21 protein-coding genes are annotated in these 22859 nt (G+C 29.5%); 15 read left to right on the top strand and 6 right to left on the bottom strand.

Annotated elements, in window-relative coordinates:
- The 3 genes from OWM07_RS04975 to OWM07_RS04965 are packed head-to-tail and all read right to left on the bottom strand — an operon-like array spanning nucleotide 1 to nucleotide 7785.
- Nucleotides 1-3291: a UvrD-helicase domain-containing protein gene (locus tag OWM07_RS04975; protein ID WP_423302569.1), complete on the bottom strand. Its 3291-nt coding sequence runs from the start codon at nucleotides 3289-3291 to the stop codon at nucleotides 1-3.
- On the bottom strand, nucleotides 3278-6328 hold the full coding sequence (locus OWM07_RS04970; protein WP_423302568.1) for an exodeoxyribonuclease V subunit gamma: 3051 nt from the start codon (nucleotides 6326-6328) through the stop codon (nucleotides 3278-3280). Before OWM07_RS04970 ends, OWM07_RS04975 begins: the two co-directional genes overlap by 14 nt.
- Nucleotides 6329-6357: 29 nt before the next feature.
- Nucleotides 6358-7785 (bottom strand): phosphomannomutase/phosphoglucomutase, encoded by a 1428-nt coding sequence (locus tag OWM07_RS04965; RefSeq protein ID WP_423302567.1) that lies wholly within the window; start codon nucleotides 7783-7785, stop codon nucleotides 6358-6360.
- 161 nt (nucleotides 7786-7946) lie between these two features.
- On the opposite strand from OWM07_RS04965, the gene OWM07_RS04960 reads away from it, so the two are divergent.
- The 7 genes from OWM07_RS04960 (at nucleotide 7947) to OWM07_RS04930 (ending at nucleotide 12861) form a co-directional block, all read left to right on the top strand.
- On the top strand, nucleotides 7947-8783 hold the full coding sequence (locus OWM07_RS04960) for an ATP-binding protein (protein WP_423302566.1): 837 nt from the start codon (nucleotides 7947-7949) through the stop codon (nucleotides 8781-8783).
- Nucleotides 8777-9586, top strand: coding sequence for an MBL fold metallo-hydrolase (locus tag OWM07_RS04955; protein WP_423302565.1), 810 nt, complete (start codon nucleotides 8777-8779; stop codon nucleotides 9584-9586). Before OWM07_RS04960 ends, OWM07_RS04955 begins: the two co-directional genes overlap by 7 nt.
- 77 nt (nucleotides 9587-9663) lie before the next feature.
- On the top strand, nucleotides 9664-10401 hold the full coding sequence (locus OWM07_RS04950; protein ID WP_423302564.1) for a sulfite exporter TauE/SafE family protein: 738 nt from the start codon (nucleotides 9664-9666) through the stop codon (nucleotides 10399-10401).
- A 13-nt stretch (nucleotides 10402-10414) separates the two neighbouring features.
- Nucleotides 10415-10846 (top strand): FmdE family protein, encoded by a 432-nt coding sequence (locus tag OWM07_RS04945; protein ID WP_423302563.1) that lies wholly within the window; start codon nucleotides 10415-10417, stop codon nucleotides 10844-10846.
- A gap of 12 nt (nucleotides 10847-10858) precedes the next feature.
- The gene (locus OWM07_RS04940; protein ID WP_423302562.1) at nucleotides 10859-11062 is read left to right on the top strand and encodes a TraR/DksA C4-type zinc finger protein; all 204 of its coding nucleotides are present in this window, start codon (nucleotides 10859-10861) and stop codon (nucleotides 11060-11062) included.
- 75 nt (nucleotides 11063-11137) lie between these two features.
- On the top strand, nucleotides 11138-12451 hold the full coding sequence (locus tag OWM07_RS04935; RefSeq protein WP_423302561.1) for an indolepyruvate ferredoxin oxidoreductase subunit alpha: 1314 nt from the start codon (nucleotides 11138-11140) through the stop codon (nucleotides 12449-12451).
- A complete protein-coding gene (locus OWM07_RS04930) occupies nucleotides 12448-12861 on the top strand; it encodes a hypothetical protein (protein WP_423302560.1) in 414 nt (137 codons plus the stop codon). The genes OWM07_RS04935 and OWM07_RS04930 overlap by 4 nt, the downstream gene beginning before the upstream one ends.
- Here OWM07_RS04930 and amrA read toward each other — a convergent pair.
- A complete protein-coding gene (gene amrA / locus OWM07_RS04925) occupies nucleotides 12851-13411 on the bottom strand; it encodes an AmmeMemoRadiSam system protein A (protein ID WP_423302559.1) in 561 nt (186 codons plus the stop codon). The genes OWM07_RS04930 and amrA overlap by 11 nt on opposite strands.
- A 230-nt stretch (nucleotides 13412-13641) precedes the next feature.
- Nucleotides 13642-14589, bottom strand: coding sequence for a GGDEF domain-containing protein (locus tag OWM07_RS04920; protein WP_423302558.1), 948 nt, complete (start codon nucleotides 14587-14589; stop codon nucleotides 13642-13644).
- 233 nt (nucleotides 14590-14822) lie between these two features.
- Here OWM07_RS04920 and OWM07_RS04915 point away from each other — a divergent pair, with 233 nt between their 5' ends.
- The 4 genes from OWM07_RS04915 to OWM07_RS04900 are packed head-to-tail and all read left to right on the top strand — an operon-like array spanning nucleotide 14823 to nucleotide 18026.
- Nucleotides 14823-15176, top strand: coding sequence for a succinate dehydrogenase, cytochrome b556 subunit (locus OWM07_RS04915; RefSeq protein ID WP_423302557.1), 354 nt, complete (start codon nucleotides 14823-14825; stop codon nucleotides 15174-15176).
- 12 nt (nucleotides 15177-15188) lie between these two features.
- Nucleotides 15189-15506: a succinate dehydrogenase, hydrophobic membrane anchor protein gene (locus OWM07_RS04910; RefSeq protein ID WP_423302556.1), complete on the top strand. Its 318-nt coding sequence runs from the start codon at nucleotides 15189-15191 to the stop codon at nucleotides 15504-15506.
- 25 nt (nucleotides 15507-15531) lie between these two features.
- Nucleotides 15532-17298, top strand: coding sequence for a succinate dehydrogenase flavoprotein subunit (sdhA, locus tag OWM07_RS04905; RefSeq protein WP_423302555.1), 1767 nt, complete (start codon nucleotides 15532-15534; stop codon nucleotides 17296-17298).
- Nucleotides 17299-17315: 17 nt separating this feature from the next.
- On the top strand, nucleotides 17316-18026 hold the full coding sequence (locus OWM07_RS04900; protein ID WP_423302554.1) for a succinate dehydrogenase iron-sulfur subunit: 711 nt from the start codon (nucleotides 17316-17318) through the stop codon (nucleotides 18024-18026).
- 25 nt (nucleotides 18027-18051) lie between these two features.
- Here OWM07_RS04900 and OWM07_RS04895 read toward each other — a convergent pair whose 3' ends face one another.
- The gene (locus OWM07_RS04895) at nucleotides 18052-18978 is read right to left on the bottom strand and encodes a metal-dependent hydrolase (protein ID WP_423302553.1); all 927 of its coding nucleotides are present in this window, start codon (nucleotides 18976-18978) and stop codon (nucleotides 18052-18054) included.
- 108 nt (nucleotides 18979-19086) lie between these two features.
- On the opposite strand from OWM07_RS04895, the gene OWM07_RS04890 reads away from it, so the two are divergent.
- The 4 genes from OWM07_RS04890 to OWM07_RS04875 are packed head-to-tail and all read left to right on the top strand — an operon-like array spanning nucleotide 19087 to nucleotide 22856.
- Nucleotides 19087-19836 carry an NAD(P)H-binding protein gene (locus tag OWM07_RS04890; protein ID WP_423302552.1) on the top strand — a complete coding sequence of 250 codons (750 nt, stop codon included), beginning with the start codon at nucleotides 19087-19089 and terminating at the stop codon, nucleotides 19834-19836.
- A 26-nt stretch (nucleotides 19837-19862) separates the two neighbouring features.
- The gene (locus tag OWM07_RS04885) at nucleotides 19863-20507 is read left to right on the top strand and encodes a DUF2867 domain-containing protein (protein WP_423302551.1); all 645 of its coding nucleotides are present in this window, start codon (nucleotides 19863-19865) and stop codon (nucleotides 20505-20507) included.
- Nucleotides 20494-21825, top strand: a complete 1332-nt coding sequence (locus OWM07_RS04880) for a deoxyribodipyrimidine photo-lyase (RefSeq protein ID WP_423302550.1) — start codon at nucleotides 20494-20496, stop codon at nucleotides 21823-21825. The genes OWM07_RS04885 and OWM07_RS04880 overlap by 14 nt, the downstream gene beginning before the upstream one ends.
- The gene (locus OWM07_RS04875; RefSeq protein WP_423302549.1) at nucleotides 21822-22856 is read left to right on the top strand and encodes a lipocalin-like domain-containing protein; all 1035 of its coding nucleotides are present in this window, start codon (nucleotides 21822-21824) and stop codon (nucleotides 22854-22856) included. The genes OWM07_RS04880 and OWM07_RS04875 overlap by 4 nt, the downstream gene beginning before the upstream one ends.
- Nucleotides 22857-22859: the final 3 nt, after the last annotated feature.

Raw genomic sequence — 22859 nt, 5'->3', positions numbered from 1 at the left:
TTAAAAACACTCTAACAACTGTTTTATCTCGTCCCCACTTAAAGAAAATCTATAAAACCCTCTGCCTAAATCTGGGTTAAACCCCCTTAAAAACACATAAAAAATATCACCTAACTCATATTTTGAACCACCTTTTTCTAAAAATTTATATACTGCGATCTGATATATTACCATTTGAAGATAATAATGGTGCTCACCCATTTCCAACAAAATATTTTCAAAAGAGTAATCTTCTTCAACATCCCCTAAAAAATTTGATTTCCAATCTACAATATAAATTTTATTTTTGTACTCAAAAACTAAATCAATAAAACCTCGCAAAAAAGTTAATATATTCTCATTTAAAGTTATTTGATTGAGTTTTTCTACAAAATAATCTACCCCTTTATTTTTTAAAACATCTTGTAGACTTTTTAAAAAGATATCAGGCTTCTTAAGCCTCAAATAAAATTCAAACTCCTTTATACACATATCACTTTTAAGTAATGCAAATTTGAATCTTTTATCATCAATATTAAACTCCTTATTTAACAAATTAAAAATTAGCTTTGAAGCTTCAACACCAACCTCTTCATCAAAACCATACTTTTTTGCATAATCAACACTAATTTTACTGATTTGTTCATAATCCCAATCAAAAGAGATATCCTCTAAGATTTTGTGAATATAGCTACCCGTTTTAGCTCCCGCAGGTAGAGATACTTCATTATCATAAAGATGTTCCACATCATCTTCCAATTCGAATAACTCTGCCAGCTCAACAGTATCATCACTTTCTGAGTAAGATGACTTCACAATATTTGTATAGCTACTGATTGTGTAACTACTTTTTATTTGACCTAAAAACTCTTTGTAAGAGACATCATCTGCCTCTTCAACATTACTATTCATCTTTTCTGTAGATATGACAAAATCACTTATAAAAGCCTGATCTTTTAATAAGCCTTCTAATTTTACTTTTTTTTCGTCATGATCAACTTTTGTATTTATCTGTGAATCATAAAAAAATGTATCAATGTATTTATAATTTTTCCTTTTATAATCGAAAAGTATACATTTGCATTTTGCCCTGGTTAGTGCGACATAAAATAATCTTGCTTTCTCTTTAATATCCTCACTAAGTTGATTTTCATAGCTATTTGCAAAATCTAAAATATGACTTTTATTTTTATAATCATAATAAAAATTATAAAATTTTTCTTGTTTATCAGCTTTCTTTGGATAATCAAAAAATGGAATGATTACAATTGGAAACTCCAACCCTTTGCTTCTATGAATCGTGATTATCTGTACCGCATTCTCATCAGATTCTAATCTTAACTCATAATCTTCACTACCTTTTACTTCCCCTTTTCTCCTTTTTATAAGCCATTTTTTTATTTTTTCAGGGGTACAATTATCATTTAAAAACTCTTGTTGAATTAGCTCAAGGATATGTAAATAATTTGTATATACCCTTTCCCCATTTATCTTACTCAATATTTTTTCTTTACTGTTTTCATCATCAAAAATTTTCATAAAAGCTGGCAAAATACCATCTCTTTGAAGCAGTACACTATACTTAGAAAACTTTTCTGCATACACCCTTATCAGATCTTCACTTATTTCTGAAACACTCCTACCGAAAATAGATGTGATTAATGCAGTTTTTATTTTTGTGGGGTTTTTATAATCTTCTAACCCTTCTAATATCTTTATCATTTCAAAAGCTTCCCAGGTCTCAAAAACAGTTTTTGTAGTATTTAACACCGATTTTACACCTTTTTTGGATAAATAATCCCTAATATCTTCGGCATCAGAGTTTGTGGGCACAATTATGGCTATATCTTCAGGCCTAACACACCTAATTTCATTTTGTATTTGAATCTTTTCATTCACTAATGAAAAATTTACCCTTTTGTAAACATACTCCATCAAATCACTTTTGCTTGAACAATCTAAAAGATAAACTTCAAAATCTTTATCTATATTAGAAATTATTTTTGTTTTATTCTCAGGGTAATAGCTGACAGATTGGTATTTTATTCTATCATCATAAAAAAAATTTTCTTTAGAAAATATTAAGTTTATATTTTCAATTAGATTTTTTGTAGATCTAAAACATGTAGATAAATTGAATCTATTCTCTTGCTTTATATCCTTAGTAGCACCAAAATATGCATTTAAATCGGCTCCTCTAAATGCATATATAGACTGTTTCGGATCACCAATAAAAAATATCGATCTATTTTTAAAAACTTTATTAAAAATCTCTGTTTGCAAAAAATCAGTATCCTGAAATTCGTCTATCAGCAAAACTTTTAATTCTTTGTATCTATCTGCAAGTTCTTCCCATTTTTGCAAGCTTTTATAAACATTTTTAACAATATCATTAAAAGTTATTATGTTTTCCTGTAGTTTCTTTTGCTCTAAATAATCTAATGCCTCATCTAGTGAGGTTAAGATTTTGCTATTTATATATTTTTTAAATGTATCTACTAAATCATCCCGAACTTCTTTTAAATCTTCAAAATATTTCAACTCTGTTTTTTTAAAATCATAAGTTAATATATCAAATGATAACTCCTTACATTTATTCAAAAATTTGTTAACTGTCTTATTTGGATTACTAAATCCTTTTTCAATATTAAGTAAATTATTTTCAAGCGTTTCAATTTTTTCTAAAATAGCTTCCGCATTAATTTGATTAGAATCTATATATTTAACTTCTACATATTTTAAGTAATCATTAATCAATTTTTCTATGTCTTCAATTTTATAAACTCTAAAAAAAAGGTCTATTATTTTCGGATGCTCACCATAAAATATTTTTCTAAACAAATGATATACAATATCTTCAATCAATTCTTTATCACTATTTTCTATCTCATAACTAAAAAGTGACCCTGTTTCTATTGGATTTTCACTTAAAACCTTTCTACAAAACTTATGTATTGTATAAATTGAAGCCTCATCCATAAGGAAAAGAGCAAGTTTCAGGTGATTCAAAACAGATTCATCCCCAATAAAATCTTCTAGATATTCTTTTAATGTATTATCTATAACAGTATATCCTTCTTTAAGGTATTTATAGGATTGAGTTAAAAATTTTCTTATTCTATTTTTTAGTTCCTCTGCTGCATCAACTGTAAAAGTCACCACAAGTATATTTTGGGGCAAAAGCTTCTTCTCAATAATCAATCTTAAATAGACCACAGCGATAGTATAAGTCTTACCAGTACCAGCCGAAGCTTCAATTAGATATTTTTCATTTAAATTAAATTCAAAATTATATGGTTTAAAAATCTTCAAAATATACCTCGAAATCGTATAGTTTGCTATTTACATCTTTTAACAATGTAAAATATTTCTCATCTATCACAAAATTTTCTACAAAAAATTTAAAATCGTGATCAGCTACAAAGCTATACCTTTTTTGATTTAAAGTTTTTTGCAAATAATTTAAAAATTCTTCATAACCATATTCCATTATCTTCTCATCAAAAATTAATGGATAAGTTTTCCCTAACCTATATATTTCAAATAATTCTTTTAAAAAATTAGATTTAATATTGACCCCACCTTTCTTTACCCCGTCACCATATAATAAAATAAAAAAATCCCTATTAGTTAAAACTGATTTAATAACCCATTCTAAACTATACTTATTATTATTTTTCAAAACATCCTGCAAATATATAAAAATTAGGTTGCCATTTATAAAATATCTAATCTTTCCATCAATATATGACTCATCACTTATATTATAATTTATTTCAGTTTCTTCTAAACTATCAAAAGTTGCGCCCTTAAAAATCTTTTCTAATCTCTCTTCTAGCCATCTGAGGTTTCTCTGGAAAATATTTATATACCTTTTTCCAATACTTCCATGAGGTAGGCTACCTATAAATTTGAGTTTTTCAAGATATTGTTCATCCTTTAAAGCTTCCAATAAAACCCTTTGTTCAGTGTATTTATCTAATAGTAAAGGTTCCTTTGTTTCAATAATATCAGTTTTTTCTACAAGATCTAAAAAGTTCTCATTAAAATAAAATCTTAGAGGATTTTTGAAAAACCATAGAAATTTTGATAGTGACAACTTTTCATAAGATTTTTTATTATCATTTTTTATACTACAAAAAACAATATTATCCTTTCGATGCTCTAATAAATTATCATTCTTAACTATTTTATAATCCTGAAAATTATAATTTATTAACATCGAATTTTTATAAAAATACCTTCTACTAAAAGAATGTAAAGGGTGCTCTATAATCTGCAAACCTAAAAAATCGATTAATTCTGATACAGGCAAAGAAGGGGTAATAATCTTATTCCTTTTTAAATCTCTTCCAATAAAACTTATATACAAATATTTATCAGAAGAAATTATGGTATCTAAAAACAACAGCCTATCAGATAGTTTTCTATTTCTATCCCCCCTTTTTTTATAAAGTTCTAGTTCGTTTATAAATAGTTTTCTATCTGCCCTAGGAAAGTTCTCATCACTCATCCCCAATAAACAAACAACTTTAAAAGGGATACTTCGCAAAGGTACAAGCTCACAAAATGTAATTCCACCACGCATAAAATTATGAGTATTTTTTACATCATCTGAAACAGCTTTTAAAAATTCAATAAATCCATCTAACTTAATAAATATTTCATCATCTTCAATATCTTCTAACTCTTTTATAAAAGTAATAAAAGGAGCAGAATTGCTATAATCTTTACTAATGAAATCTTCGATAATATTAAATAAAAGCTCTTTTGCCCTATTAAAAGATATTTTGTTTTGAAAATTTATATAATAAAATTTTATTTTATTAATAATAAAAAGTAATTTTCCAATTAAGTCTGCTTGAGAAAGAGTTAAATCACGATAAGGTAAAACCCCGTATAATATCTCTTCGGTTTTGTTAAAAATGCCTGTTATCAATCTGTTATAAAAATACTCAAAAGTATTATAAGGTGAAATATTTTCATATTTCGTTTTTAACTCATCTGCCAAAAGCCCCCATCTTAAATTCAAGGTTTTGACCAAATTATTTATAGTTTCTATCTCAGATGTAGTAAAATGAAATTTCGATTTAATCACTTCATTCTCAAGCAAATCAATAAAATCGAGGGCATTTATATCATTTTTTAGTAGATTAAGTATTTGGAATATTGTCTTAATACCCAAATCATCATTCAAATATTTATTATCAGAAATATTGTAGTTTATCCCTTTATCCTTAAATACTGCTTCAATAAATGGTGCATAATCATTAATATCTGAACACATAACCACAACATCTTCCAAACAAACTTCATTATCATTTTCGATAATATTTAAGATATAATTATAAAGCCCTTCTACTTCTCTAAGTTTGCTGTGATAAGAGTGTATCTGAACTGTTTTATCATTTACCTTTTCTATACCCTTTACATTATATAAAATACTTTTTTTCAACTCATTCAAATTATTTGAAACATCTATTTCACTATAATTTTCATATTCAATAGGGGTAGGCTCTGTTTCATATAAAAGGGATATAAAATCTTGGAGCATTTTCCCATTATTTAGTAATATAGGGTTACCATCATTTGTGATAAAATCAGATTTCCCATATTTATTTTCTAAATACACTTTTGCTTTATCACTCAAATCATCAAACCAAAAACTTTTACATGGATTAATAGTATAAATATTAATCTTCTTATATTTTGATAACTCTTTAATAAAACTGACAAATACTGGAGGCAAAATAGATATAGAAAAGAGATTTATTTCTTGTGGTAATAAATCAGGTAAGCTTTTATCAAAACTGCCATCAAGAAATTTCTCTATACCTTTAATAATATTAGGTTTACCATAAATAACCTGCTTAAAAATTTTCTTTTGCCATTTTACACTTATTTTGTCGGGATTTTTTACAAACTCCGGTCTATAAATTACATATTGGTCAAATATATCTGCTAATTTCAAGGCAAGTTGAACCGATTTTTTACCCCCCCAATCATCAATATATTTAGTCAACTCTTCAATGTTATTATGCTGTAAATATTTTAATATATCTAAACAAACACCTTTTTTATCAAATCTAATCTTTGCCACATCTAAAATTTTTAAAACTTCTAATACTTTTAAAATAAAATTTTTTGGAAATAAGAAATCTGTATTTCCAAAAATACCATCTCTCTCTGCAAATTTTAAAGATACCCATCTCACCATACCATCAGTCTGGACAACAATCCAGTTTTTCTGGAAAAAAGGAGTTTGAGGACCGACCTTGAAATTTTTATACAAATTATCAAATAAAATATTCAAATCATTAGATAGATATAAAAACAAACCTTTATTCATAATATTAATGAGAGGGGGAAGCCCCTCTATTATTTAATAAGTTTATTTAACTCCCCTTCTATTATATTTTGATACTCTTTCATTTTTTCCTTGGTAGTCGCTTCAAATCTCATTACAAGAACTGGTTGAGTATTGCTGGCTCTTAACAACCCCCAACCTTCATCAAAAATAACTCTTATACCATCGATATCAATAATATCTTTTATATTATATTTACCATTTATTTTATATTCTTTAAAAATATTCGTTAATTCTTTGACAATTTGAAACTTTTTATCTTCAGGACATTCAAACCTAATTTCAGGTGTATTATAAACTTTTGGAACATCGGCAAGTAAATCACTCACCTTTTCGATTTTATTTTCAATCAGATTATTAACATAAGCCTCTAAAAACCTCACTGAAGAGTAAATAGCATCATCGTATCCAAAGTATTTATCATTAAAAAATATATGCCCACTCATTTCACCTGCAAGCTCTGCATTTGTCTCCTTTAATTTATTCTTAATCAACGAGTGTCCAGTCTTCCACATTATCGGTTCTGCACCTATTTTTTTAGCATAATCGAAAAATACCTGAGAAGCTTTCACATCAGCAATAACCTTTGGTTTTTCGTAATATTTTTTTAACTCTTTAGTATAAACTATTAATAACATATCACCCCATATTATATCCCCTTTCTCATCAATAACACCTATTCTATCTGCATCGCCATCATAACCGATCCCAAAATCTGCCCCTTTTTCCTTGACAGTCTTTATCAGATCTTGGAGATTTACCTCAACTGTAGGATCGGGGTGATGATTTGGGAACCTACCATCCTCTTCACAATATAGTTCAACCACTTCAACTCCTAATCTTTTAAATATTTCTGGCGCAACCCTTGATGCTACTCCATTTCCTGCATCAATGACCAATCTAATTGATCTATTTAAACTCTTTATTTTCTCTTTTAAATCAGCAAAATGCTCCTCACACCATTTAATATAAGCATCAACAATATTATATTTTTCTACAACACCCTTCTCATCACTCTTTCTATAACCATGTTTAACAATATGTTCGTAAACTGACTGAATCTTTTCAGAATGAAAAGTAGTCTTACCTATACCAAACTTCATACCATTATATTCAGGTGGGTTATGACTACCAGTAATCATAATAAAAGCATCTGGATTTAGATGAAACGCGCTAAAATAAGTCACTGGTGTTGGACATCTACCAAGTTCGATAACTTTTACACCTGCATCAACAAGCCCTTCTTTTACACCTTCAAACAGTTCATCAGAGGAAAGACGAACATCTCTACCCACTGTTATAACTGGTTGTTCTTTTTTTAATTCATCTTTTACCATATAGGCAAAAGTATTTGCAATCTGCTTAATTATCTCCTTATTAAAATTTTCTGGAACAACCCCCCTAATATCATACTGCCTAAATATTTTTTTATCTAACACTTTGACCTCCTTTGATTAATAAATATTAATAATAAGAAAAATCATAAACAAAATAACATCATTATATAACTTATTAAATTAAAACCTCTTTTTCAAGAAAAATAATATAAATTGTATGTTGAATTATTTACAATTAAAAGAATATCTGATATAATCAATTTATGAAAAAAATAGGTTATTATTTTAAAAACCTTACTGATGCAATCGAAAAAGTTTTAACTTTTTCCAAAGAAGAAGGTTTTGAGGCTATCGATTTACAATCCTTAACATCTTTAGATGAAATTGATCTATCTTGGATAGCAATCATCACTGATTCGCCAGATGATTTATCAAAGTTCAATATTAAAGATATCCCTTTAGTCAGTGTAGGTTCAACTACTTCATGTAACCAATCACAGATTTGTTATAATATATCTAAAAATTTTAATAATTTTTGTTTAAGAGGAGTTATAGACATAATTTATCATGGTGGAGTTATAGAATCATTTAATTCTGCTTCAATACCTGAATATATTAAAAAAGTCATCAAAGTATACAATGATATTGAAAATGTGGATAAGATCGTCTATTCTCTAACAAAGGATTTTATCTACTTTTTTAAAATTTCTGAAATTCAAAAATTAAGAATAGGTATTTCCGAAATACTTACAAACGCTATTGAGCATGGAAATCTTGAAATAAGTGGTGAAGAAAAATTCGAGGCTACAGAAAACGGTACCTATCAGCAATTGATTCAAGAAAGATTAAACCATAACAAGTATAAAGATAGATATGTTACCCTAACTTTAGAAATTTCAAATAACCAGGTAACAGTAATTGTAGAAGATATGGGCAATGGATTTGATACCTCCACAATTAATACAAATACCAGTCCAGAAGAAAATCTGTTAAAGCTACACGGAAGAGGAATACTCATTACAAAAATGTATTTTGATGAAATTATTTATAACGAAAAAGGTAATAAAGCTACTTTAATAAAGAAGATTAATCAATGTTAACTATACTTGGAGCTAGAGGTACTATCCCTGTATCAGGTTACTCCTATATTAAATACGGTGGTTCTACACCATCATTATTTTTACCTTTAAATGAAACTGCCATAATTTTTGATGCAGGCACAGGTCTATATAAACTTAACAAAGTTAAGAATTTGAAAAATATATACATCTTTCTTACCCATCTTCATTGGGATCATATTATGGGATTGCCACTCTTTTCTTATTTTTATAACCCATCAGCAAATATTAAAATTTTTATAGATAAAAAGGATGATATAGATTCCACTGAGTTTATAAAACATCTATTTAAAGAGCCATTTTTCCCAGTTTCACACGAAAAACTTAATTGCAATTTACAAATTGAAAATATATTTCATGGTGAAGAAATTAAAATATCAAACCTTTCAATCACCCCTTTTGAAGGCAACCATCCAAACGGTGCTTCGATGTTTTTATGCAAAAATCAATCATTCTCCTTTCTGTATGCCACCGATTTTGAGCATGGTTCATCAAAAGATGATTTAATCGTAGAAGTTGCTAAGCATGTAAATTATTTCATTTTTGATACCACTTACACTCCAGAAGATTTTATAGGTGAAAGAGATGGAATACCAAAAAATGGGTGGGGACACTCCACATATGAGTATGGTGCTAAATTTGCAAAAAAAGCAAAAGTAAAAAATCTGATTTTATTCCATCACAATCCTGAATATACAGATTGTTTCCTTGATAAAATGGTTATCAGATCAAAAAAACTTTTTTCAAATACCATAGCAGCAACAGAAGGGCTCATTTTAGATTAACTTTCTTCAAAAATAATTACTGACTTTCTAATTTCATGTCTATATTTTTATATTTATAAAAATATAGATTTATAAAAATGATAATCATTACCCTATTAGCATTCATATTTAGTTTTCTTTTTGCACTTGGAGGAGTTGGCTCAGCAATAGTTTTAGTCCCTATAATGTATTGGCTTGGAATCCCTTTAAGTGAAGCCAAACCAACAGGGCTCTTTATTAACACCATATCTTTAATAGGAGCAACATATTCAAATATAAAAAATAAAAGACTGGATATAAAAATTGGAATACCCATTATTGTTGCCTCAATAATTTTAGCTCCTATTGGTGCATATTTTTCTACAATTATTCCTAAAAAAGTTGTCCTATTGATATTTATATCTTTTTTAATCTTTTCATCTTTTATGATGCTATTTTTTAGGGCTTCCAAATATGAGAGTAATTACAGAGAAGATCCCCCTTATATTGAATTGACATTTACTGGTTCATTAGCTGGTTTTATCTCAGGACTTTTGGGTGTTGGTGGCGGCGGATTAATTTCTCCATTGATGATAATGCTTGGCTTCAACCCTAAAAAAGTTGCTAAAGTAACTGCTTTTGTAGTCCCTTTTTCATCAATCACAGGTTTTTTTGCTTATCTTGCAATGGGGCATATAAATATCAAACTACTAACTTTTGTCGGATTGGCAGCATATTTAGGAGGGTATTTAGATACACACCTTATGCATTTAAAAATGAAACCAGCTACAGTAAAAAAATTCTTAGGCATCATTTTGCTAATTTTAGCAATTAAATTGTTAATAAAAATATTTTAAACAGGAGGTCAATATGTTTGACAAACACAGAGAAATTGTAAACTCAATCGAAAATCTTACCAACGAAGAAAGGGAATTTTTGTATTCAGCACTTAACATGCATGGCCATATTTGTGACGGTATGCCAATGGGTTATGTGGCAGGACTTGCAGCTTTAAAAGCTCTTGGAACAAGTAGAGAAAGAAATATGGATAAGTTTGTTATTATCAACGTAGGTGACAAACATGCTGCAGGTTGCTTTGCTGATGGTGTTCAATTTGCTACAGGTTGCACCTTTGGAAAAGGGCTCATGAAAAAAGAAGCAAAAGGGAAATGGACTTTTACTTTGGTTGATAAGGTAAAAGAAAAAGCTGTAAAAGTGAAAATCAGACCAGAACTTTTGCAGAAAGCATTCAAAGCACCTTTCATAACAGATTATAGAATAAAAGGTGTAAAACCTACATAAGTCCCAATAGAGGTGGCAGCACCAGTTTTTAAAAGACCTTTCACATTAAAACTTGAAGATATTGTTGAAATAGAAGGGCCTTTTGACTTTAATGTGCCAAAAGGGAAATCATGCTTTAACCTTGTAATATGCGAAAGCTGTGGAGATGCAGTTGCAGAAAATTATGTTAAGATAGTTGATGGCAAAAAAGTTTGTCCTGACCGCTTCCCATATTAAAATATAAAAAAGGGGGCTACCCCTTTTTTATAAAAATTGATTGAAAATTTTAATAAAAAATATATTATCTTCCTCATGCTAAATTTTGAGGAAACAAATAATATTTTATCAACAGATCAGATTTTTGAGCTGTTTTTAAATAACAGCAAATTTAATGTTATTTACAGAGAAGCTTTATTCCCCATTAAGACTTCATCAATAAACATAAATAAAAATGATGTTGTAGAAGTCTTATTAGGGATGTCATCCGTAGGAACTAAAACCATTGCTTTTTTCCATAAAATCCCAAGGATACAAACACTATTTAAACTCAGAGCTCCTTTATTGTTCATAACTCGACTTTTACCTGAACATTTAGAAATACCTACAATTTTTATAAAAAACCTGGATAATCTTATAGATTTACTTAATATAGCTGAAAAAACTTCTATGGAATCAAACTTACCCGTAAATGTTGTTTTATCACCAAATGTTTTTAACAATATATCAAAAAATAATAATATTGAGAGGGAACATTCTATCATAAAACCCTATCTAAGTAGTGATTCTTTAAAAAAATTCGACTTCGAATCCTTATATGAACATCTTCAATTATCTGAGGCCATTTTATCTAATTTTTTTAAAAATATTGAATTAACAGACGAGCTCTCATTTTATGAAAATAATAAAAGTTTTATACCATATATAGTACCCAATATAAAAAATAAATTTATCGAAAAAATTGCTCAATCAACTTTCAAAATCCCAAATGAAGAGAAATATTTCTTTAATAAATTAAGTTTACAATTTAATATAAATCTTAAATTTGAAATTTATGAAAAAAGAGACAGTGAAGTTGACACTAAAAGTTATCTGTGTCCAGGATGTCCTTTTGTCCCATTAAAAGGTATTGTAAAAAATTATCAAATGGTATTCTCCGATATCCCTTGCAGCATAATTCAAAATCTCTTCAATGTTAAATTTGCAAATTTTAATGAGTATTATGGACTAACTTATGAAAGAACACAGCTAAATACACTTTATATTGGAAACATTTCAAACATAAACAATCATTTTATAAATAATCTTAAGCCACATCAAAAAATAATCCTTTTAGCAGATAACGAAACTTATAAAATTAACAATTTACCTCTATTAAAAAAGCTGTTTAAAGCACCAGCTACTAATTTTATATTTCCATACTCATGCGAAAATATCCCACATAAAAAAAGTGCAACAATTAAAGAGAAAAAATGCAAATGTCTTTCTTTAAATGAAAAAGCAAAATGTATAGAAAATACATACTGTCCAGCTCTATTTTATCATGATAACAAAGTTTTTATCAACAGTGCATTATGTATAGGTTGCAATTTTTGCAAAGAATTTTGCCCTTATGGAGCAATTAGATGAATTATCTTATTACATTTTACTATTTAAACAAAAAACTGTTCATCGAAGAAATCTATCCATTAATAATTGAAACATTAGAAAATGCAGATTATCTCACTCAGTCTTTTGGACATTTATTTGAGACACCAGATATTATAACTGTAACATCATTAAAAATAGTTGGCAGTCAAAAAAAAGAAATCAAAAAAATTATAGTTGATATGGATAATATAATTGAAAATTCACTTGAACCAGTTATAAAACCTGATAAAATCATTGATAATAATCTTCATTATTGGCAACTTGCAGGTTCAATCATAAAGTCTTTTCCTGATACATCAACTGCTTATTTCACAGGTTTTTTAACTGAAAAAAATAAAAAGGATATTTTAAATATCTTTGCAAATTCAAGACCTATTACTAACTTTTAATTTCTTTTTCATCAAATATTATTGCCTGAAACTTATATATATCAACACCACCTTTCTTCCATGTATCGGGTGGCAAACCTGCCTTTAAACAAGTATATGATAAAAATTCATATTTATCCCAATTATGTTCTACTGCCACCTGTGGCAACAATACCCCACTAAAAAACCCTTTTTTTACATACAACCCATCTTGTCCCACTACAATTTCTTCTATATCATGGACTTTTTGCATTGGTGTTAAAATTGAAATTTCGATTATTATATTATCAAGCTCATCTTTAGTCAAAGGGGTAAATCTCGGATCATGAAATGCTGCCTGAATAGCCATATCCCGAACATTATAAACTATATTAATATCGTTACGAAAATTACCTATACACCCTCTTAGATCACCACTTATAGTATGTAAAGTAACAAAACAACCAGAATTAAAATTTAATTCATCAGGAATATTTTCTGGTTCATATAACTTTCCATTAAATTTTTTCTCAATAGTTTTTCTTGCAACATTTAACAGATATTTTTTTGAGTTAAAACTTAACTCACCCATTTTACACCCCAATGTTGAAAATTTGTTGAAAACTATTCACAAAAAAACCTAATGTTAGCATAGCAATAAGTAAATATATACATTTCCTCATACTTATCAATATTTTAAAAAAATTCCTTTAAATATTAGGGTTCCCTTGTCAAGTATTTTTTTATATACATCATTTGTGCAATTCTTGTGGAAATTATCAACAGACTCTATGTATAATTTTAACGCAACAATACAATTTTTCATTCTGCTGAATTTTTAGTCAATACAACAACTTTATTTTTACCTTTATTTTTTGCATCATAAAGAGCCTTATCTACCAAGTCTAATAACTCATAACTTTTTTCCGAGGTATCAGGGAAACCAACAACTCCAAGACTTATTGTGACATTAAAACCTTTCCCTTTTTCAGTAAACACAGGCTTTATAGCAATACTTTTTCTTAGCCTATCAGCAAAAATTTTACCATTATTTAAAGGGGTCTCTACTAAACATATCATAAATTCATCGCCACCGTATCTACATGCAAAATCTGTTCTTCGAATATTTTTCTTAATCTCCTCTGCAATGAACAGAATTACTTTAGTTCCGTATTTATGCCCATAAGTGTCATTGACTTTTTTTAAGTCGTCACTATCCAACATTATAAGTGTAAAGCTCTTTTTATACCTAACTGATCTGTAGTATTCTTCTTCAAACTTTCTCAAAAACCCTTTTTGATTTAGTAGCCCTGTAAGATCATCAGTTATGGATAATTCATTAATTTGATAATAAAGCTTATCTATCCAAAATCTTATAATAATAAAAAAGAATAAAAGTACCCCATAAATCATTGTAAAATTTGATAACACTTCTATTTTTAAAACTACAACATCAAATAGTAATGCCAACAAAGAAAATATCACTTTAAAAAAATAATATTTTGATTGAAAAATCAGATATGGCAAAAGCAAAATTTGGAAGTACAATAATTTATTATCAAAATAAACAGTAAACAATAAAAAACAAAAACATAAGATAAATAAAAAGTCATCTAAATATATTTTCTTAACAAAAGTTAAACCTAAAAAAAGGATTAAAACCAATGAAGTAACCAAAAGTATATTACTTTCAGCTCTGTAATAAGTTTCATAAAAAAGAATTAGTGCAGTTAAAATTACAAAATAATTTTTTTTAATGCTTTCTATCATAATTCAATTATAATTAATTTTAATTTTTACACAATAAAAATTATATCTGGCCAACCTTGTAGAAAACGATGTTTTATTTTTACAAAACTATAAATCATTATTGATTTTGTTGATTAATTAAAACCCAATACCATGTATATTGTATACAATCTAATTGACAAAAAAGATTTCTTATGTTAGTTTTATGTTAAATTTAACGATGTTTGTATCTTAAAATAAAGAAGGGGTGTAAAATGCCAAGAAAAGATCTTATCACGTATCCCAAAAAAGTTTCTTATCGTAAGCACACCGGTATGACCGCATGGTTGCTTCACAGAATCACCGGTGTAATTTTAGGTCTTTACCTTATTTTTCATATTTTAGGTAAAGCAGGTGTTGCAGAATGGTTTACAAGCCTTACTGCAAATGCTGGAGTAAGGGCAATAGTATTTTTAACATTCATTTATCATGCTTTTAACGGTTTTAGAATTGTTTTAATCGATTTTAGCAATGGTGCTGAAAAAGGTGTTTTTGCTAAGCAGTTTATGGTTGTTATCTTTTTAGTGATTGTTGTTTTTATCATTGGTGCAATACCTATATTTTCATAAGGAGGAATTATTATGAAATATTATAAGTTTATGGGTTCAAGCGACAGAGGTGTATTTGAATGGTTAATGCAAAGGATTTCTGGTGTTATTTTAATCCTTGTAATTTTTATACACTTTTTCTCAATGATTAAAAGTGGTGAGTGGGGATTAAAAAAGATTGTATTAGGGCCACTTTTCGCTTTCGGTATTTTCCATACTTTCAACGGTTTTAAAATGATTACTGATGATTATGTTTCTAGTCCAACTTGGAGAGCAATTTTACTTGCTATCTATTGGATTGTTGGAGTAACTTTAGCTATACTTTCTTTAACAGTAATTTCATCTTTATAAAAAATTTTAGTGAGGGGTAAAAGTTATGTCTGTGAAAGTTGAATATCATAAGTTTGATGTTATAATAGTTGGTGCTGGTGGTGCAGGACTTAATGCTGCACAGGTAGCATCTCAATACTGTAAAACAGCTGTAATTTCAGAAGTTTATCCTACAAGAAGTCATACAATTTCTGCTCAGGGTGGTATTTCTGCAGCATTGGGAAATTTAGAAGAAGACCACTGGCATTGGCACATGTTTGATACTGTAAAAGGTTCTGATTACTTGGCTGATCAGGATGCCTGTGAATATATGACCAGATTAGCTCCAGAAATGATTATCGAACTTGAGCATATAGGTTTACCATTTAGTAGAACACCAGATGGTAAAATCGCACAAAGACCATTTGGTGGACATACTGCAGAATTTGGCAAAAGACCTGTAAAAAGAGCTTGCTATGCAGCAGATAGAACAGGTCATGCTATGCTTCAAACCCTATATGAAAAATCAGTGGCTCAAGGTACACACTTCTTTAGCGAATTCTATGCTTTAGAGTTATTAACTAATGATGGCGTAGTAAATGGTGTTCTTTGCTGGGATATTCAAAATGGTGGATTTCATATATTCCATGCAAAAGCAGTAGTTTTTGCTACTGGTGGTAGTGGTAGAATTTTTAAAACAAATTCAAATGCTCACATCAATACTGGTGACGGTATTGCAATGGCAATGAGAGCTGGTTTCTCATGGTGTGATGCCGAGTTTTTCCAGTTTCACCCAACAGGTATTTACGGTGCAGGCAACCTCATCACAGAAGGGGTTCGCGGTGAAGGTGGTATACTTCTTAATGCAAATGGCGAAAGGTTTATGGAAAGATACGCTCCAACCATCAAAGATCTTGCACCAAGGGATATCGTATCTCGTTCTATGATGAGAGAAATTCTAGAAGGTAGAGGTGTTGGACCTAATAAAGATTATATTTTATTAAAAATAGATCATATTGGTGCAGATGCTATTATGGAAAAACTTCCAGGTATTCACGAATTAGCACTTGTATTTGCTGGCGTTGACTGTACTAAAGAACCAATCCCTGTTGTTCCAACGGCTCACTATCAAAATGGAGGTATTCCAACTAATTACTTAACCCAAGTAATAAAAGCTAAAGGTGAAAACCCTGAAGAGCCAGTTCCAGGATTCTTTGCTGCTGGTGAATGTGCTGCTGCATCTGTTCATGGAGCAAACAGGCTTGGTACAAACTCACTACTTGACTTAGTTGTATTTGGTAGAACAGCTGGTGAACAAGCTGCAAAATGGGCTCTAAATAATCCACTTGTGCCATTAAAAGAAAATGCAGGTGATTTTGGTATCAATTTACTCCAAAAATTTGCTAACTCAAATGGTAAATATACATTTGGCTCAATTTACAACGAGTTAATAGAAACAATGCAGAGAAATGTTTCCGTGTTTAGAACAGAAGAAGGGATGCTAGAGGCTTTAGAAAAAATAAATGAATTAGAAAAGAAAATGGATGACTTTAGAGTTAATGATAAATCAAATATCTATAATCTTGAATTAATTGAAGCATTAGAACTAAATAATATGATTATGGTAGCAAAAGCACTTACTAAAGCTGCTATTGAAAGAAAAGAATCTCGTGGCGGACATTATAGAGATGATTATCCAGAAAGGGATGATGAAAACTACTTAAAGCATACTGAGGTTTTCTATGAAGATGGCGAATTTGAGGTTAAGTATAGACCAGTAAGAATGAAGCCTCTTACTGTTGATCCATTCCCACCAAAACCAAGAGTATATTAAGATAGGGGGCGATAGTTATGAACAGATATGTTACTTTTGAAATATTTAGATATGACCCAGAAAAGGATAAAGAGCCATATTATCAAACATACAAAGTAGAAATTCGTAGAAAGGGTATGCTTATTTTAGAAGGTTTAAACCAGATTAAATGGGAGCAAGACCCTACACTCTCATTTAGAAGATCTTGCCGTGAAGGTGTTTGTGGATCTGATGGTATAAATGTAAACGGCGTAAATATGCTTTCATGTATTACAAAAATTGAAGATCTTGGTACTGATCATCTTGTAATTCAGCCTCTTCCTGGTATGCCTGTAATGAGAGACCTTGTTGTTGATGTAACAGACTTTTTCCAAAAATTTATTACTGTTAAACCATATTTAATTAGAAAATCTCCAACTCCTGACAAAGAATTTTATCAATCTCCAGAAGACAGGAAAAAACTCGATGGCCTTTATGAATGTATCCTTTGTGGTTGCTGTTCTTCATCTTGTCCTTCTTACTGGGCTGACAAAAATTATCTTGGACCAAATGCTTTCTTGAGAGCATGGAGATATCTTGCTGACTCAAGGGATGAAGGAGCTGACGAAAGATTGCCAATATTAAATGATAAGCATGGCGTTTGGAGATGTCATACAATTTACAACTGTGTAGAGGCATGTCCTAAAGAGCTTAACCCAACAAAAGCAATTGTAGAAATTCGCAGAATGCTAATGAATAGAAATTACTAAAAAAGGTGGGCTATAAGCCCACCTTTTACTTTTTAAAGTTATAGTAATATCTTATATTACTGTTTTTATCTGTTATCAAAAATAAACTAAATGGCGCTTCTCTTTTTAAATTTTTAAAATTTATTATAAATCGTAGATCAGATATCTTATACTCATTATTACTAATTTGTTTTACAATAGGATACTTTAGAAACCAATAATATGTTTTCAAAAAGCCATCAACAGTAAATAGTTTTGATAATGATGAGTTTTTTAGGGATTTATATACTGCAAAATCAGCATTATGAGTCTCAGCAAATAATTTTTTAGTGGTAACATAGTAAAAAGAACTATCTTCTAAAATGATTTTCCAATAAATTGGTGTAAATGGAGAAGGAGTCAAGTAAACCTTTTTATCAGGATATTTTGCTTCTAACATGCTCGTATAAATTTCCTTAAGTGCTAAATTTGACAGAGGATAAACAAAGATAAAGCTAAACAATATTAATCTCATTTTTTTAGAAGTAAGTTTTTTTGAAATGAAAAAGAATATCAATATAGTGACTGTAAAAATAGGATCTATTATAAATGTGCACTCAAGAGTGTATCTTTCATTTGTAAATGGGAGAGCTATCTGTGTGCCGTAACTTGTAATTAAATCCAAAAATATGTGAACAAAGCTGAAAAATGTAAAAATTAAAAATATCTTTTTTAAATCTGTTTTACGAAAAAAAATATATTTTAATAAAAGTGCCAATATGAATGAAAGTAAAATAGCACCTAAAAAAGAGTGAGTTATCCCGCGGTGATGAATCAGATAAAGCTGAGGATTATTAGCAAGTCCAATGATATTATCAATATCCGGCAAAAGTGCGCCTATCACTGAAATTATGTATATACTTTTGTCACTTTTTTTATCTTTTAAATATGAGCCGCCTAAAAGTCCGCTTCCAATATGAGTAACAGGATCCATTTTCACCTCTTTTCAGTAAAATATATATAAAAAAATTAAAGTCTATAAAAATCTAATTTAAAATCATTACAAGTTTATTTTTTAATATATGTATGGTAAGATATAAATATGAAAATACTATTAACCGGTGTGACAGGATTTGTAGGCAGAAGACTTGCTGAAGAGCTATTTAACGAAAATATTGAAATTAATCTTTTAGTTAGAAACTCCAATAAATTAGAAGAAAAGTTTAAAAGCAGATGTAATGTATTTGAAGGGGATACCTTTAATATCAAGATTCTTGAAAAAGCTTTGGAAGGTGTTGATACGGCAGTCTATCTTATTCATATGATGGGTAGTGATAAGGATTATTTGGAGGCTGAAAAAAAGAGTGCGGAAAATTTTATCAAGATCTGTGAAAAGCAATCTGTAAAAAGAGTTATTTATATGGGTGGTCTTGGCAATAAAGAAAATTTAAGCGTTCATCTAAAAAGCAGATATATTACCGGTGAGATTTTAAGCAGCTCACCTAAAGTTTCATGTTTATGGTTTAGGGCAGGGGTAATAATTGGCTCAGGAAGTGCAAGTTTTGAAATAATTCGAAGTCTTGTAGAAAAATTGCCTGTAATGGTTGCACCAAAATGGGTAAATACACTTACATCACCAGTATATATTGGTGATGTAATTAAATATTTAAAATCTGCAATTTTGTCTGATTATTATAAAACAGCCAAGATTGATATAGGTGTGTCACCTATGACTTTCAAAGATATGGTGTTAAAGACTGCAAAAGTATTGGGGCTTAAAAGGTATATTCTATCTGTTCCACTCTTAACTCCAAGGCTATCTTCTTATTGGTTGATACTTTTTTCCCTGTAAATTTTGACATAGCAAGAGAGCTTGTAATGGGGCTCAAACATGAAAGTATTATTGAAAACAGTAATGCAAAAAAGATTTTCCCTGATGTAAAGGTTACAGAATTTGAAGAAGCTGTAAGACTATCAATAGAAGAGATTAAAAAAAATCAGGTGATTAGCAGATGGTGCGACAGTAGCAAATCACAAGTTTGCGATGTCCCTTTTGTGCCGGAAGTGTCAAAGGCGATTTATGTGGACAGATATTTCACAAAAATAGATGAAGACAAGGCGTATAACATTTTTCAGGTGTGCAAATCAGCAGGTGGCGAAAATGGATGGTTTGCCTTAAATTTCCTTTGGGGGATTAGAGGCTTGATTGATAAACTTGTTGGCGGGTATGGGCTTAACAGAGGAAGAAGAAAAGGGGACTTGCGAATAGGGGATAGCATAGATTTTTGGAAGGTAATAGATATTGTTGAAAATAAAAGGCTTTTACTTGAAGCACAAATGAGGTTACCCGGCAAGGCGTGGTTAGAGTTTTCAATTTTAGATGATGATTTTACAATTACAGCATATTTTTATCCGAAGGGGCTTGCGGGAAGAATCTACTGGTATTTAATGCTCCCATTTCATAAAATTATATTCAAACTTATGCAAAAAGATATAATCAGGCAGGCGAATGAATTATCTTGAAAGGGTTACTTGTGTAAAAAAATCATCCAAAAAAAGGGATTATATCCTTTATTGGATGCAGGGTGCTTTCAGAGTAGAATATAACCACAGCCTTGAGTTTGCAAAATATTTGGCTATAAATAAAAATTTGCCGTTGAAAGTTTTGGTAGTGGTCGATTTTAACTATAAAGATGCCAATAACAGGCATTTTAAATTTTTTATCGACGGTATTTTGGAGCTTGTAGAAAAATTTAATGATTTAAAGATATCTTTCCATGTTAAAGTAGGCTCTTTTACAGAAATTCTGCCTCAATATCTAAACGATGCCAACATGCTTATAACAGATAAGGCATACTTAAAATGGCTTAGAGATTTGAGAAATAAAATTTATAAAAATAATGATCTTACAATTTATGAGGTTGATACAAATCTTGTTGTGCCTGTACAGGTTGCAAGCTCAAAGCGTGAATACGGAGCATATACGATAAGACCTAAAATTAATAAATTAAAAGAAAAATTTTTAAACGATTTTGTGATTTTTGATTATAGGGATAATAATTTTGAGCTGGAAAATGATTTGGATAGTTTGGTTATTGATAAATTAAAATCAGTTTATTACCTCAAACCAGTTGATTTCAAAGGTGGAGAAAGTGAAGCTGATAAGCTTCTGAGAGATTTTTTAAATGAAAAGTATGATAACTTTGCAGAGAAAAGAGGAGACCCTGCCTTTGATTTTGAGTCAAATTTGAGTTTTTATCTACATTTTGGATTTATCAGTCCTATTAAAATCTTAAAAGAGGCTTTAAAAATAGAAACTAATCCTGAAAATTATGAAACCCTATTTGAGCAGCTTGTTGTAAGAAGGGAATTAGCCCACAACTTTACTTACTATACTGATGATATTCATAATCTTTACACATTTTTGCCTGAGTGGTCTAAAAATACATTAAAAACCCATGAAAAAGATAAAAGAGAATATATTTATACTTTAAATGAGTTAGAAGGTTGTAAAACTCATGACAAGTTTTGGAATGCAGCCCAATATGAGCTTATAAATAAAGGTAAAATTCACAATTATATGCGTATGTATTGGGGTAAAAAAGTCATAGAGTGGTCTAAGTCGATGAAGCCTGCCTACGAAAATCTAATCTTTTTAAATGACAAATATGCTCTTGATGGAAGAGATCCAAACGGTTATGCGGGTATTGCATGGTGTTTTGGGATGCATGACAGAGCATTTAAAGAGAGAGAAATTTTTGACAAAGTGAGGTATATGTCAGAAAATGGCCTTAAAAGGAAATTTAATATGAATAGATATCTTATGAGGGTTGGTGTTTGAGAATAGTTATTTTGATATTACTTTTGTTTACAAATTTTGCTTTTGCATCAGACTTTGTAAAATTAAAGGCAACTGACCGTATAAATTTGCCTAATGACCTTTATTATAAAGATAATTTTGTAAGTCAGTGGTGGTATTTTACAGGGCATTTAAATTCAAATGATGGGAAAAAATTTGGCTATGAGCTTACAATATTTGTAGTAAATGTGAATAAGAAAAAGTATAAAAGCAAATTTGGGCTAAACAGGATTTATATTTCTCATTTTGCAATAACAGATATAAACAATCAAAAATATTACTTTGAAGATGATACATCAAGAGGAGCTTATAATGAAGCTGCAGCAAGTGATAATAAATTGTATGTAAAGGTTTTTGATGATTTGGTTACCGGTAGCATTGAACAATTTGACATAAAAGCAAAAGCTAAAAACTTTAGTATTGATATTAAATTGATACCTACCAAAAATCCTATTTTAAACGGGGAAAACGGTTATTCAAATAAGATTTACGGATGTGAAGAATGTGCTTCACTATATTTTTCAATTACAAGGATGAAAACGACCGGATATTTACAGATTGATGAGAAAAAATATTCAGTTTCGGGGGAAAGCTGGTTTGACAGAGAAATTAATTCAGATTACAGCACCGATAAATTAAAAGGTTGGGACTGGTTTTCAATTATGCTTGATGATGGCAAAGAGATTATCATTTATCAAATTAAAAATAAAGATGGTAAAATTGACAAAAGCTCATACGCTGCAATTATTGATAAAAACGGCAATAAAATGAATCTTGTTTTTGATAGAGTAAAACTTAAGCCTTTAAAATTTTACAAATCAAAAATAACCTCTGCAAAATACCCTATAAAATGGGAAATTAAGATTGATGATAAAAAGATATTTGTGGAATCTCTTGTTAAGAATCAAGAGTTTATAGCTTCAAAATCAACGTTTAATTATTATTACGAAGGTGCTTGTAAGGTTTATGGGGATTTTCAGGGGAAAGCTTATATGGAGCTCACTGGATATTGAAAT

This window comes from Deferribacter thermophilus (assembly GCF_049472675.1).
In the GTDB taxonomy this organism is placed as follows: domain Bacteria; phylum Chrysiogenota; class Deferribacteres; order Deferribacterales; family Deferribacteraceae; genus Deferribacter; species Deferribacter thermophilus.
This window is presented reverse-complemented; position numbering and strand designations above follow the sequence as displayed.